Consider the following 13373-nt stretch of genomic DNA (forward strand, 5'->3'; position numbering starts at 1 on the left):
TTATAGCACATCGTTTTGAATTTTGCAAGCCCCTTTTGATAAAAATTCAGAATTTGATTATTACTTACAATCAAGACGTATAAAATATCAGATTATTAGGGTATTTTTGAATATAAAATGCAGTCTATAAAATATTTCCTGCATTTTTAGAGTATTTTGCAGGGCGTTCCTGCATATTTGATGTGTAAAAAGCATGAGCCTGCGTTTGTGTTAATTTAACGAAATATTGGCTGCTGACACCCTAAAGTCTTGACAAAGGTTTTAGAATGTAATATAATATGATTGGTGTAGTTTTAACTAATTTGAGAAGGTTTTACATATTTTTTGTGACATATATACAGAGAAAAGAAAGGGGAATGTGTTATGAGGAATATCAAGGAACTTATTGATGAACAGTTTGGCAAGGATGAGCCTGTGGAGATAGTAAACAAGATAACAGACGGGCTCGATATCGAGGTGCCAAAGCCGGCAAGAAAAAAGAAAAGCAGCAACAACCCCGGCAAGGCACAGAATGAGCTTTTGGAGTTCTTTATGGGCTTTCTGCTGTTCGGCGGCGGGCTCTACTGGGTGTTCAACTCATTCACCGTGAGCTCATCGTGGGGGCATGGCTACTGGGGCATAGGCTCTCTGAGAATGCCTATGGGTACGATGCTCATACCGCTTCTTGTGGGCATAGGTCTGCTGTTCTTCTTTGAAAAGAAGGCTATCGGCGGCTTTGTGTGCGCACTGGGCGTGCTGGTGATACTGATATCGCTCATAACGAGCATATCCTTCCACGCAGTGAGCGGAACATTGTTTACATATATCCTTATGTTCGGTATGGTGGCAGCAGGGGCTGCTCTCCTTATAAAGGTGCTCTTCAAGCCGAACAACAAAAAAAGTGATGACTGACGGGTATATTGGCTTATGAATTTTTTATTTGTCGGTTTTGTGCTGATAATCTTGAATATCAAACTAAGCCTCTGGGTGACCTATGCGGTCAAGGCACTGGGATTTGTGTTCGCAGCTATCGGTATAGCTGAATATTCGCTGCATGACAGCGGCGTAAAGGCATACAGCCCCAATGCTGTTGCCTCTGCCCTGATGAACGGCGTGTTCACAGCGGCACTTATCTATGCATCAATAAAGCTCGATGCGAAGTACGTTAACTACGCAGGCATAATAGCAGGCGTTTTCTCGACGTTCGTTTCTATCGACTTCCAGAAGCGCATGATGGGGCGTATACTTCGCAGCGGCGAGGGCAAGGTCGTGGAGGACGCTGAGAACCACCGGCTGCTGATGCCCTTCGTGGCAGATGTCAAGCGCCTTGGCAAGGCGTGGACGAGGCTGACCGTGTCAGTCATCGCAAATCTGCTGTTTGATGTATTAAACAGGCTCGTCAGGGTAGAAGCCCTGGTGACGGTGACAGGTCTGCTGCAGGTCGTCACAAAGGTAGTATGTATTGTATTTGCCATTGCTTTTATAATCAGATTCAATGAGCTGCGTGCCGGCTATGAGAAGACGATGGATAAGCTTGACAATACATAAAATAAAAAATCTATATTATAGGAGGAATTACATTATGGCTATTTTTGAAAGAATAGGGGATATCCTGAAGGCTAATATCAACGATCTTCTTGATAAGTGCGAAGACCCCGAAAAGATGGTGAAACAGATAATCATCGACATGGAGAAGGAGGTACAGAACTGCACAAACGCTCTCGGTACCGCTATGGGCTCACAGAGACAGTTAAAGAAGAACCTTGACAAGGCTAAGGCAGAGAGCGCTGACTGGGAGAACAAGGCAAAGGCTGCTCTTTCCCAGGGCAACCAGGATCTTGCTAAGAAGGCTCTTGAAAGAAAGGTCGCTGCTGACAAGCAGGCTGAGCAGTATCAGGGTATGTATGACCAGGCTACAGTTCAGGTAGATAACCTTAAGTCTCAGGTAGATGCTCTTAAGAGCAAGCTCGACGAGGCAAGAAGCAGACAGTCTATGCTCATTGCACGCTCCAAGATGGCTGATGCAAACGAGAAGATGGCTAAGAGCCTCGGCAATATGGATTCCTCCAGCGCATTTGCTAAGCTCGACAAGATGGAAGAAAAGATCGAGAGCAAGGAAGCTAAGGCTGACGCATTCGCTGACCTCGCAGGCACAGTTACAGGCCCTGCTGATGAGTTCGCACAGCTCGAGAAGGACAGCGCTGTTGACGCAGAGCTCGCAAGACTTATGGCTGAAATGGGCCAGTCACCCTCATGATCGACTAATAATCTATGAACTTGTATTCTCCATTCCCTGCACCCGGGAATGGAGAATATTTAAGAAATAAGGGAGAAATCGTAATATGGCCTTTGTTATAATAGGTTTGCTGCTTATCGCACTGGGCGTTTATCTTGCGTATTTTCAGCGCAGGAAAACAGGTGATGCCCTGCTCGATATCCAGGCAACACAGACATCAACTATCGCCGATGTAAAGGAATCTATGGCTGATATGGCTTCTATCAGCGACACCTACAGAGAATACTGTGAGCTCAAAGGTACAGTCAAGTCAAAGAATCCTCAGAAGGCTCCCTTCTCGCAGAAGGACGCAGCTTTTTATAAGGCTGAGACCTACCGTGTTTACGAGGAGGAGCAGATAGTTACTGACAGCGAGGGAAACAGGACAAAGAAGCTCGTCAAGAAGGAAGAAAAGATAAGCGAGGAAGAATCGGGCGAGGAGCTTATCCTTACCGATGCCAACGGCGACTCTATCAATATGGAGACTGTCGGCGTTTCAGGCGCTTTTGACCTTGTAAAGACTGCTGACCGCTTTGAGCCTGTAAACTCCTATAATGAGAACAATTTTTTCCAGAACCCGAGAAGGCGCTTTACCAGCTTCAACGGCGGCGGCTTCGGCAGCGGTTCGAGAATGCTCGGCTACAGAATGGTAGAATATGCTTTCCTTACAGGGCAGAGACTCTATCTGCTCGGTGATGCGTATATGAACGCAGGACAGCTTACCTTCGGCAAGCCTACCGAGAAGGGCAAGCAGTATATTGTTACAGCCAAGAGCGAGGAGGAACTCGTAAGCTCCAAGGAATCCGCAAAGAAGGCGGCTTTCTTCGGCGGTATCGCCTGTGCTGTCATAGGCGTTATCATGATAATCACCGGCATTGTAAAGTAAGAACCATAAGAATCATAAAACAGGGACGCTGTTCCTTACGGCGTCCCGTGATTTTTGTTTTTGGGTCTGTCGGTGTGCGCAAGACAAGGCTTAGTGCTTGCGGATACCGACAGATACAAAAACATCATATAAAGCAAGGAGAATGAAACGTGGCAAAAAGACTGCTTTCTATAGTTATACCAAGCTATAACGAGGAAGGAAACGTGCAGAACACCGCAGAGGTAGTGTCGCAGATAATGAGAGAGAACGGCATACCCTTCGAGCTGGTGTTCGTAAACGACGGCTCAAAGGACAGCACATGGGACAAGCTGTGCGAGCTTTCAAAAATGAACCCGAATGTCGTTGCGGTGAACTTTTCGAGGAATTTCGGCAAGGAAGCCGCTATCTTCGCAGGACTTAAAACTGCAAGGGGAGATGCCGTGGTGCTTATGGACTGCGACCTTCAGCACCCGCCGCAGACGATAGTTGAAATGTACAATATCTGGAAAAACAACGACGTTGACGTGGTCGAGGGCAGAAAAAAGAGCCGTGGCAAGGAAAATGGGCTGTATAAGGCCTTTTCACTGTGGTTTTATAAGCTCATTGGCGACAGCTCCGGCCTTGATATGCAGGACGCTTCTGATTTCAAGCTGCTTGATCGGACAGTTGTTGACAGCCTTAATGCTATGCCTGAGAGACTTACATTTTTCAGGGCTATGTCGAGCTGGGTCGGCTATAAGACAGAGAAGGTCTTCTTCGAGGTCGCTGACCGTGCAGAGGGCGAGAGCAAGTGGAACGTAAAGTCGCTCATAAAATACGCTATAAATTCGATAACATCATTTACCAGCGCACCGCTGCATATAGTTACCTTCTGCGGTGTCATAACATTCCTTATCTCGCTTATCCTGGGTGTGCATACGCTTGTCAACAAGATACTCGGCAACAGTGCGGCAGGCTTCTCGACAGTTATCATCCTGCAGCTGCTCACATCGAGTATAATAATGTTCAGCTTAGGCATAATCGGCTATTACCTTGCCAAGATATATGAGGAGATAAAAAAACGCCCACGCTTTATTATCCGAAGCGTGATGAGGGACGGGCGTGAGCAGAACGGAGAGAAAGACGACGTATGACTAATAACGAACAGCCTGCGGCAGTGATAACCGACAGGCAGGAGGGGCAGACAGAAACAAAAAAGACCGCCCCTGCCAAGGAAAAAAAGAAAAGAGACCCGGTAAAATGGTTGGCCGGCCTGCTTTTCGGCGACAGCGGCAAGTGGGTGTATATACCCGTGTTCTTAGTGCCGGTGGTGACTATGTATATAGTCTATGCCTTCTTCGGCGTTCACCCGTATGGCGAGAACTCGGTGCTGGTGCTCGACCTTAACGGCCAGTATGTCTACTACTACGAGGCCATGCGTGATGCCTTCTGGGGCAACGGCAGTCTGATGTATGACTGGTCACGAAACCTCTCGGGCGAGATGTTCGGTATCTTCGGCTATTACCTTGCAAGCCCGTTCATGCTCGTGATATGTCTATTCCCACGTTCGGCCATGTGCGGAGCGATAGAAACTATGCAGCTTCTGAAGGTCGGTACAGCGGCTGTCACCTTTGCTTACCTTATGAGAAAGACGAGCAGGCCCAAAAACGGGGCGCTGTGTATTTTCTCCTGCTGCTACTCGCTTATGGCGTATATGATAGTGCAGTTTATGGACCCGATGTGGCTTGACGGGCTAATATACCTGCCGCTCATCATATGGGGCGTTCACCGCCTTGTTGACGAGGGCAAGATGACTGCGTATATCATACCGCTCGCTCTGATGTTCATAGCGCACTTCTATATAGGCTATATGGTGGGCATATTCACAGGGCTTTATTTCATATCCTACTGCCTGTCAAAGGAGGGCAGGATATTTGCAAAGAATATAGTCCTCACAGTGCTGCGCTTTGCTATGGCAACAGTTATAGCGATACTCTGCGCCTGCATAGTGCTGATACCTGTGTATAATTCCCTTAAGCTCGGCAAGTTCGAGTTTACCGAGCCTGACTGGTCAATGGCAACGCAGTTCGATTTCCTGACCTTTATCACAAAACTCTTCCCCATGAGCTATGACACGGTGTACCCCGAGGGTCTGCCGATGATATACTGCGGCTCGATCGTGCTGCTGCTCGTTCCGCTGTTCTTTATGAACGAGAAGATATCCATGAAGGAAAAGTGCTCAAAGGGTCTTTTAGCGGCTTTCCTTATACTGTGTATGTATATAAGGCCTATAGACATGGTATGGCACGGCTTTCAGATGCCTAACTGGCTGCCTTTCAGGTATTCTTTTGCTTTCTCGCTGCTGCTTTTGTGGATGTCGTTCCGTGCATACGAGAATGCAGACGGCATAACCTCAAAGCAGATAGGCGGCGTGTTCATATCGCTGCTTGCGTTCCTTTTCTGGTGCGAGAGGGAGAATTACGAGCACTTCCAGATATTTGACACGATAACCGACGAAAAGGGCGAGCCCACCTGGAGAATGCAGGGCATATGGTTCGGCATAATAGCGCTCAGCGTTTACTTTGCGCTGATACACCTTCACAGGAAATACCCCAAAATAAAGGTAGTACCTATAATAACCGTTATGCTCATAGCGGCCGAGATGTTCTGCAACGCATCAGATACGCTCACCAAGATAGACAAGGACGTGGCATATTCGACCTACTATTCATACGAGCCGTATATGTCAAACCTAAGGAGCTTCGTTGACAGCATCAAGCAGCAGGACGATGAGAAATTCTTCCGTATGGAGTCTACCTTCCACCGCACGGTAAATGACCCGATAGGGACCGACTACTACGGTGTTTCGCATTCGAGCTCGACTATGAATTCCCCGGCGCTGACGCTTCTTAAGCAGCTCGGATATGCTTACGGCGGCCACTATACAAAGTATGACGGCTCGACTATCATGACCGATGCGCTCTTTGACATAAAGTATGTAATGGACAAGGAGACCGAAAAGGGCAGCAACCGCTATGTCGATTCGAGGATAAAGATACCCTCGCAGTATCAGCTCGCAGGGCAGGCTGCAAGGACTAATATCGTCTATGAAAAGGGCGAGGACACCGACGATAAGGTCGAAAAGGAAGTGGCTGAGACCTATAAATTCTACCGCAACCCCTATAACTTAGGCCTTGGCATGGTATCCTCAGACCGTATCTTGAACGCTCAGATGAGCGACCGTAACCCCTTTGACAACCAGAATCAGATATTCAACTGTATTATCGGCGGAAACAGATACACTGAGTTCTTCACAAGGCTCAAGCCCATAAACACTGACAGAGAGAACGTCGGTGAGTCAAGGCTCCAGGACGGGCACAAGAAGTTCTTCAAGGAGGACGTTTCAAAGGCCGAGGCGCACCTTGACTTCGTTATCAGAATGGACAAGGACAGCCCGCTTTATATGTTCCTGCCCAGCAAGTACGAGCGCAAGTGCAATATCTGGGTGCAGGACGAGGACGAGTTCCTTGTGACCGAGAATGAGATGGACTTCGCAGGCGAGTTCTTTGAGGGCGATAACCTTTCTATCCTCTCGCTCGGCGAATTCAAGAAAGATCAGGAGGTCAGGATAAGAGTTACCCTCGTTGATGATACGAACGAGGCCTTCTGGTATGACGAGCTGTTCTACTCATTTGACGAGACTGACTTTGCAAGAGCAGTCGAGACGATAAGAGAGCAGGGCATACTTGACATCGAGGAGTTTGACGACAGATATGTCAAGGGAACTGTCAATGTTGACGGCAACGGCAAGTATCTCTTTACAACTATCCCCGACGAGGACGGCTGGACTGTCACAGTCAACGGCAAGAAGGTCGATTACGAGGTAACGCTCGATTCGCTGATAACTATCCCCCTTGAACGTGGCGAGAATGTCATCGAGCTGAGCTTCAGCCCGAATTATTTCAAGCTGGGCGTCGTGCTGTCCGTCATAGGCGTGCTAATGCTGCTCGGCGTGTTCTTATATGAGTATAAGGACGGCGAGCTGCTCGACCGGCTGATAAACCGTGACGAGTATGAATAGATCCAACAAAACAGCATAGTATTCAGGGCGCTTTCGTCAGTACAGACGTGGGTGCCCTTACTTTATTTGTAAACTTTTCGTAATTGACTTTGGGGGCAGGGTGAGTTATAATATTATTGTAACAATAAATATTAAGAATGGGGTAATATACATTGAGTAAAAGAAGGAGAAGCGCTGATACGGGCAACCAGCTCATAGGCGTTGTCGCTATCATAGCTGTGGCGATATTTGTTGTCGGCGTTATTATCATATTTGCCAAGAGCCTTTTCTCGGGCGTTGAGGCAGATGTCCCGAAGGGGCTCGATACTGCTACCGTTGCAAATGCCGCCGCACAGACAGAGGCTGTGCAAAGCGATGACTCAAAGGAGCAGACAGAGGAGACCAAGAAGACCAAAAAGACAAAGAAGACCGAGGCTACAGAAGAAAAGAAGGGGCTCGGTACAAAGACAGTGCAGGAATATGCATACCTGAGAAAAGACCCTTCACCCGAGGGCGAGCAGGTGATATGTATGTCGCCAGGCATCGTGGTGACAGTGCTCTCTAAGGAAGATGAGAACGGCTACGTTCAGGCGAGCTTTGACTATAACGGCACATTGCTTGAGGGCTGGGTACACAGCTCCTACCTTGCGTAATGAGTAAGGAAGCAAGACTGCTGCGGTTTGAGGACGGGCGTGAGACCGAGGCGGTCATAGACAAGGGAAAGCGCAAAAACCTCTATCTACAGATAAAAGAGGGCTATCTGACCATAAAGATGCCGGACGGCATGAGCGATGAAGATATGATGAAGTTCGTCGAGTCGAGGGAGAAGTGGATATTCAAGTCTCTCGCACAGTGCGCAAGACAGCCTGTAAGGCTGACGACCTATGAGGACGGCGAGCAGTTTGACCTTATGGGAAGGCTGGCGACACTTCGCTATATCACCCCTGATAAGTATAAAGAGCCATATATGGAGGGCGACAACCTTTATATAAGCGTGCCGAAGCAGGGGGCGGATATCGACTCGGTAAGGCGTGATGCGACAAACTTTATCACATCACTTGCCAACCGTGAGCTTCGTGAGAGCTGCGAGCGGCTCATAAACCTCACAAAGCTCTGTCCTAAGAAAATAACAATAAAGCAAATGAAAAGCTGCTGGGGAAGATGTTCTTCCAATGGCAGCATTTCTCTTAATTTCTATCTTTATGAGCACCCGAAGGAGTGTATGGACTACGTTGTGGTGCATGAGCTGTGCCACCTTGTGCATATGGACCACAGCCCGCAGTTCTGGGCGCTCGTTGAAAGGTATATCCCCGACTGCAAGGAGATAAGAAGACGGCTGAATTATAACGAATGACGGGGGCGACTATGGATAAGGATAACGGCAGGCTTATAATATCGGGCGAGGAACTCTTTTTTGAGTATAAGGGGGTAAGCTACACACTTACCTCAAACCGCTATGATCCCTGCACCTATATTAGCAGGGGCGATGATACAGTCTGCACATTGCATAATGCCTTTAACACCGATGAGCTTAAAGATGCCTTTGAAAAGGGCGGCACTGTAAAGGCGCTTGACTGGGCAGACTATGACGAAACAGGGTTTTGCAAAGCTCTTGCTGCGGCGCTTGACAGCGGCAGGGCGGAGCTTGATTTTACATATGCAGCAAAGCTCTCACAACGAACTTAACAATACATCACACCAAAGGAGGAACAAAACAATGAACAGAGCAAAGATACTGTCTTTGATATCGGCAGCTGCGATGACAATTTCGCTTGCTTCGTGCAGCTTCGGCGAGAGCTCGTCTTACGCTGAGTCAGCAGCGCCGTCTAACAAGAACGAATCATCAGTTGACTTTAATACGACGACCGACGGCTCGGCAAGAGTAAAGGTAAACGGCAAGGACTTTGAGGTCGGCGGCAAGAAGCTGTGGCTAAACGGCGTCAATGCCCCGTGGATAAAGTGGAACGACTTCGGCGGTGATTTCAGCTTTATGGAATGGAGCGAGCATTTCAAACAGCTCCACGAAAACGGCGTAAACTGCGCCAGAGTATGGATATCCTGCAACGGCGAGGTCGGCATGGAGATAGACGATGACGGCAACTTCACAGGTGCGACCGAGCAGCACTGGAAGGATCTTTCGGAGCTTTTCAGCATAGCCGAGGCGAACCAGATATACATAATGGCGACTGTTCAGTCATTTGACCACTACAAGGACGATGATAATTTAGACGATTCCAAGGAGAAATTCGGCGCTTGGCGAAAGCTCGTTCAGGACAGCAAGAAGACTGACGCTTATGTCAACAACTACATTATCCCGCTTGTCGAGAAGTTCGGCAAGAGCGATTATTTCTTCTCAGTAGACCTCTGCAACGAGCCCGACTGGATATATGAGAACAAGGAATGCGGCAAGATAGACTGGGAAGACCTTTCCTCATACTACGCAAAGGCATCGGCTGCGATACACGAGCACTCAGATGTGCTGGTGACTGTCGGCATGGGTATGCCCAAGTACAATTCTCAGGGTATGCAGGGAAACAAGATAGGCAACGACTATCTGCAAGAGCTTATCAGCTCGCAAGAGGGCTACAAGACTGAGCTGGCATATGTTGACTTTTACTCTACTCACTGGTACCCGTGGGAGGAGGGTTCTGGCATGGGCAACCCATTCAAGCAGACCCCTGAGGAGTTCAGGCTGGAATACGACAGGCCGATAGTCATAGGCGAATGCCCCGGAACGCCCGAGGGAGTGAGCCTTACAGACGAATACCAGGCAGCGTATGACCTTGACTACGACGGCGTACTCGCATGGAAGACGAGCGGCCAGAACGACGGCAACGGCCTCATAGACGACATTACCCCCACCACCAAGGCCATGTGGGAGAAATACGAGTCGGAGGTATTCCCGAACGGCTACAAATCGGCATAAACACGCATAATTTTACAACAACAGGAGCAGATGTTATGCTGCTCCTGCTTTTTTGTTGATAATATCAGTAAACAAAATACAAATGCTATGTGCAATTTGTACATAACTGCTAAATATGAATTTGTAATTTCTTATATTTGGCACTTGAAAAATATTTATAAATGTGTTAAAATAAAATAGAGTAACTATATCCAGGGGGATAGTATGCCCTTTTGGCGGAAACACGCAGGAAAAGAGGTGAGTGCGGTGAGCGGCGAGAACATTGATACCACAATGCAGCCTGAGAACGGCGAGCAGGCCGGTGAAAGAAAAAAGCGCCTGATAAAGCTCGGCGCCATGCTGACGCTCACTGTGCTGATACTGATTTTCACCACCGTTGCGTGGTTCACCATGAACCAGGCCGTCGAGGCGGATAATATGGGGGTCAGGGCGAAGGGCGTCCCGTTTGAGATAGCTGTTAAAGGCAGCAGTGTGCGAAATGACGAGGAGTTTATCAAGGCAGCCTCTGACTACGGATACGGCGACAGTGAAGTTATCTCAGGCTACTATGTCACGGGAGCAAGCGATTCTCAGATAAAGATCAGGTTTGACCCTTCGGAGAATGAGAAGACAGTGTTCGGTCCCGACAGCAGCGGCGAGATAGAGTTTTACGTCGTTCCTACAGAGACAGGCGATCTGACAGTCAGGATAGATCTTGATGTCATCGGTTTTAAGCAGGCCGGCGATGATATAATCCGTGTATCTGAATTGACTACGGATAATTCCGGTCTTGCGCAGAGTGCTATAGATCAGTGTCAAACTGCGGAGAATTACCTTAAAGGCCATATCCTTTTCTTTGAGGAGCCGGGCGACACAGCGTCAACGACACCCGCAGATAGAAAGTATTACTATAAAAAGCCCATAACGACCGGCACTCTGGAAAAGAGCTTTACAAACGCAAGAAAGAACGAGCCGCAGAAGGTGACCATATACTGGATGTGGACAAATACGCTCGGTCAGATAGCGCTCAAGGACAACAGCTCGGGGCTCAGAAGTGATTATCCTGTGGTGCCGGACGTCGTTGATGACGGGAGTGACATCTCTGAGACTGACAAGGGAAAGCTCATACAGTATCTTATAGATAATAAAAGCATGGTCTTTGCAAATCACAGCAGTATCTCAGACTCAGAGATACTTGATGCAAAGACTGAAGCGAATTTCAACAAGCTGAGCGACGGATACAATGATGCCGATTATCAGATAGGCTCAAATATCAACTACTTTATGATAGATGTAACTGTAACGCCGGCAGACTAAAGCTAAAGGGAGGTGGCAGATGATATGAAAGGTCTGGCCTTGAAATTTAATAATCTGCCGCTCAAAAAAAAAGCTGCGCTGATACTGGCGGTCATGCTGACTTTGGCACTGTGTGTCATGGTGCCTGTCTTTGCATGGTTTTATACGCAGAGAAAAGCAGCCGAGCTGTATAAGGTCGAGTTCCCTAACTCATTATACCTCAATGCTGCGCAGAGAGAAGACAGAATGTATTTCAATATGAATGCTATAAGCCCGTATAAGACAGACCCGGTGACAGGGGGGCTTGAGCATGACGAAGACGGCAAGCTGATACCGGTGAACGATCAGAAATATGTCTTTTCTGTCTCGGGGTCAAATACATCGAACTATAAGATACAGCTTGCGCATACCAACAACAACCAGTTTACATACAAGATATATCCTGCGACACAGTATTCTTCACAAGAGGCTATACCGAGCGGCACTGATGAAAATGATGTGGTGCTTTACAGTATGCATCAGAACAGCCATACGGAAAATGACCTTCAGGTGTCTGATGATATCTACAGTGAAGAAGGCACAAAGTATTATGTCAAGGCATCAGGACCTCTGAACGGGGGATACAAGAACAATGAGACCGAAACACCGATGAAGGCAAAGACCGGGGATAATTTCTATGAGGGGAATTACGGTGAGCTTGAAAATGTTCAGGAGGACGATGTGCCTTCCTACTGGCAGTCGGGAGCGGTGACTGTAACGCCGGAAAGCGGCAACTTCTGTGATTACTATATAATAGAGGTGTCGTGGGAAAAAAGGCTTTCCGAGACTGACAGGACGTTTGAGAAGAAAGAGACTGACATGGTATATATAACTGCTTACAGATAGCAGACTATCAGGGAAAGGAGCTGCTTTAAATGAAAAACAATATAAAAGCATTTGTAAAAAAGCGCTGGCTCCTTATCTGGATCGTGTCGGTGACTGCTTTGCTTTGTACGATGATAGCATATGCAGAATACCCGAGATCAAATGATTTTATGAAAAGGGTGGTTCTGTCTGACGAATCGGTCGATATGATGTTTTCTTCAAACTATCTTACGCTGATAGAGAATGAGAAGATCGCTTATCAGCCGGTATATGTCAGCCAGCTGACTGATCTTGACAGCAGACAGACATATGATGTAGATGTGTTTGTATGGAACTACGATATCGACGGTTCGGGCGATTACTACAAAAAGCAGATCAAGTATGATCTTGATATATCAGTAGTTGACAGCCAGGGAAATGTGATAACCAGCCTGGAAAGCGGAAAAACCATACAGATAGTTAAAAACGACGCTGCTACCGCATTGACTGCGTTCAGCTCCTCCAGCTCATCGTATACATATCACAGCCCGTCGCCTGAGACGCTTGATACAGATGCAAGATCGCAGAATAAATACACGATCAAGTTCTCAAAGAACTGGGATCTGAAAAACGATGCAAACAAGAGAGTGCTGATAAAGGCCACACCTACGTCCGAATTCCCTGACCTCAAGCCGCTGGCAGCAGCTATCGGCCTTAAGGAGGAATTATCATCATCTTCGTCGGGCTGGTCATACTATATAAATGAACAGAGATTGTCTTCTGCTGCTGCATCTTCTGACTACGACGCATACAACCTTGTTCTGACAGGTACCGGCAGTGAGGAGATAGTTATCGAATGGGATCCGGCAGTTATTGCACTTAACAAGGATTTTTACGAAGCAGACGGCGCTTTTCCGTTTGTTTCAGGGGAAGTTGCTTATGAACAAGGCGCTGGCACCAATGACTGGGATAAGCTGACGATCAACGCTGATTCATATGCCCCCGAAAAGAATTACAGAAACAGATATGATATACAGCTGTATAAGGTAAACGGCGAGATAAGCAGCTCGTGGGCTTTTGTCGGCGCTGAGCAGGCGGACGGCATATGTCTGACGATCAACATACCTACAGACACCAACAGCTGATAATTTAGATACACTTATTTTATATG

The 13373-nt window shown here is 47.6% G+C and carries 13 protein-coding genes; all 13 read left to right on the plus strand.

What is annotated here, in order from left to right:
- Positions 1-363: 363 nt before the first annotated feature.
- The 13 genes from CD05_RS17150 to CD05_RS0102555 all read left to right on the plus strand — a co-directional run bounded on the left by CD05_RS17150 (position 364) and on the right by CD05_RS0102555 (position 13347).
- Positions 364-891 carry a hypothetical protein gene (locus CD05_RS17150; RefSeq protein ID WP_051588777.1) on the plus strand — a complete coding sequence of 176 codons (528 nt, stop codon included), beginning with the start codon at positions 364-366 and terminating at the stop codon, positions 889-891.
- Between the two features lie 15 nt (positions 892-906).
- On the plus strand, positions 907-1527 hold the full coding sequence (locus CD05_RS0102500) for a hypothetical protein (RefSeq protein ID WP_028509167.1): 621 nt from the start codon (positions 907-909) through the stop codon (positions 1525-1527).
- 34 nt (positions 1528-1561) lie between these two features.
- Positions 1562-2236: a PspA/IM30 family protein gene (locus tag CD05_RS0102505; RefSeq protein WP_028509168.1), complete on the plus strand. Its 675-nt coding sequence runs from the start codon at positions 1562-1564 to the stop codon at positions 2234-2236.
- An 85-nt stretch (positions 2237-2321) separates the two neighbouring features.
- On the plus strand, positions 2322-3140 hold the full coding sequence (locus tag CD05_RS0102510; RefSeq protein WP_028509169.1) for a GIDE domain-containing protein: 819 nt from the start codon (positions 2322-2324) through the stop codon (positions 3138-3140).
- 149 nt (positions 3141-3289) lie between these two features.
- Positions 3290-4252 carry a glycosyltransferase family 2 protein gene (locus tag CD05_RS0102515; RefSeq protein WP_242841220.1) on the plus strand — a complete coding sequence of 321 codons (963 nt, stop codon included), beginning with the start codon at positions 3290-3292 and terminating at the stop codon, positions 4250-4252.
- Entirely contained in the window at positions 4249-7179 is a 2931-nt protein-coding gene (locus tag CD05_RS17155) for a YfhO family protein (RefSeq protein WP_051588778.1), read from the plus strand. Before CD05_RS0102515 ends, CD05_RS17155 begins: the two co-directional genes overlap by 4 nt.
- Before the next feature lie 152 nt (positions 7180-7331).
- The gene (locus tag CD05_RS0102525; RefSeq protein WP_028509171.1) at positions 7332-7811 is read left to right on the plus strand and encodes an SH3 domain-containing protein; all 480 of its coding nucleotides are present in this window, start codon (positions 7332-7334) and stop codon (positions 7809-7811) included.
- The gene (locus CD05_RS0102530) at positions 7811-8512 is read left to right on the plus strand and encodes a SprT family zinc-dependent metalloprotease (protein ID WP_028509172.1); all 702 of its coding nucleotides are present in this window, start codon (positions 7811-7813) and stop codon (positions 8510-8512) included. The genes CD05_RS0102525 and CD05_RS0102530 overlap by 1 nt, the downstream gene beginning before the upstream one ends.
- A gap of 11 nt (positions 8513-8523) precedes the next feature.
- Positions 8524-8844 (plus strand): hypothetical protein, encoded by a 321-nt coding sequence (locus CD05_RS0102535; protein ID WP_028509173.1) that lies wholly within the window; start codon positions 8524-8526, stop codon positions 8842-8844.
- A gap of 31 nt (positions 8845-8875) precedes the next feature.
- Positions 8876-10084, plus strand: a complete 1209-nt coding sequence (locus tag CD05_RS0102540) for a cellulase family glycosylhydrolase (protein ID WP_028509174.1) — start codon at positions 8876-8878, stop codon at positions 10082-10084.
- Positions 10085-10288: 204 nt separating this feature from the next.
- Positions 10289-11380, plus strand: a complete 1092-nt coding sequence (locus tag CD05_RS0102545; RefSeq protein WP_156947267.1) for a hypothetical protein — start codon at positions 10289-10291, stop codon at positions 11378-11380.
- Positions 11381-11404: 24 nt separating this feature from the next.
- Positions 11405-12244, plus strand: a complete 840-nt coding sequence (locus tag CD05_RS0102550) for a hypothetical protein (protein WP_028509176.1) — start codon at positions 11405-11407, stop codon at positions 12242-12244.
- A gap of 29 nt (positions 12245-12273) precedes the next feature.
- Positions 12274-13347, plus strand: a complete 1074-nt coding sequence (locus CD05_RS0102555; protein WP_028509177.1) for a hypothetical protein — start codon at positions 12274-12276, stop codon at positions 13345-13347.
- Positions 13348-13373 lie beyond the last annotated feature (26 nt).

The organism is Ruminococcus sp. NK3A76, from assembly GCF_000686125.1.
Classification (GTDB): Bacteria; Bacillota; Clostridia; order Oscillospirales; family Ruminococcaceae; genus NK3A76.

Coding starts and splice junctions, on each gene's coding strand:
- CD05_RS17150 (WP_051588777.1), top strand. CDS start 364: ATGAGGAATATCAAGGAACTTATTGATGAACAGTTTGGCAAGGATGAG.
- CD05_RS0102500 (WP_028509167.1), top strand. CDS start 907: ATGAATTTTTTATTTGTCGGTTTTGTGCTGATAATCTTGAATATCAAA.
- CD05_RS0102505 (WP_028509168.1), top strand. CDS start 1,562: ATGGCTATTTTTGAAAGAATAGGGGATATCCTGAAGGCTAATATCAAC.
- CD05_RS0102510 (WP_028509169.1), top strand. CDS start 2,322: ATGGCCTTTGTTATAATAGGTTTGCTGCTTATCGCACTGGGCGTTTAT.
- CD05_RS17155 (WP_051588778.1), top strand. CDS start 4,249: ATGACTAATAACGAACAGCCTGCGGCAGTGATAACCGACAGGCAGGAG.
- CD05_RS0102530 (WP_028509172.1), top strand. CDS start 7,811: ATGAGTAAGGAAGCAAGACTGCTGCGGTTTGAGGACGGGCGTGAGACC.
- CD05_RS0102535 (WP_028509173.1), top strand. CDS start 8,524: ATGGATAAGGATAACGGCAGGCTTATAATATCGGGCGAGGAACTCTTT.
- CD05_RS0102540 (WP_028509174.1), top strand. CDS start 8,876: ATGAACAGAGCAAAGATACTGTCTTTGATATCGGCAGCTGCGATGACA.
- CD05_RS0102545 (WP_156947267.1), top strand. CDS start 10,289: ATGCCCTTTTGGCGGAAACACGCAGGAAAAGAGGTGAGTGCGGTGAGC.
- CD05_RS0102550 (WP_028509176.1), top strand. CDS start 11,405: ATGAAAGGTCTGGCCTTGAAATTTAATAATCTGCCGCTCAAAAAAAAA.
- CD05_RS0102555 (WP_028509177.1), top strand. CDS start 12,274: ATGAAAAACAATATAAAAGCATTTGTAAAAAAGCGCTGGCTCCTTATC.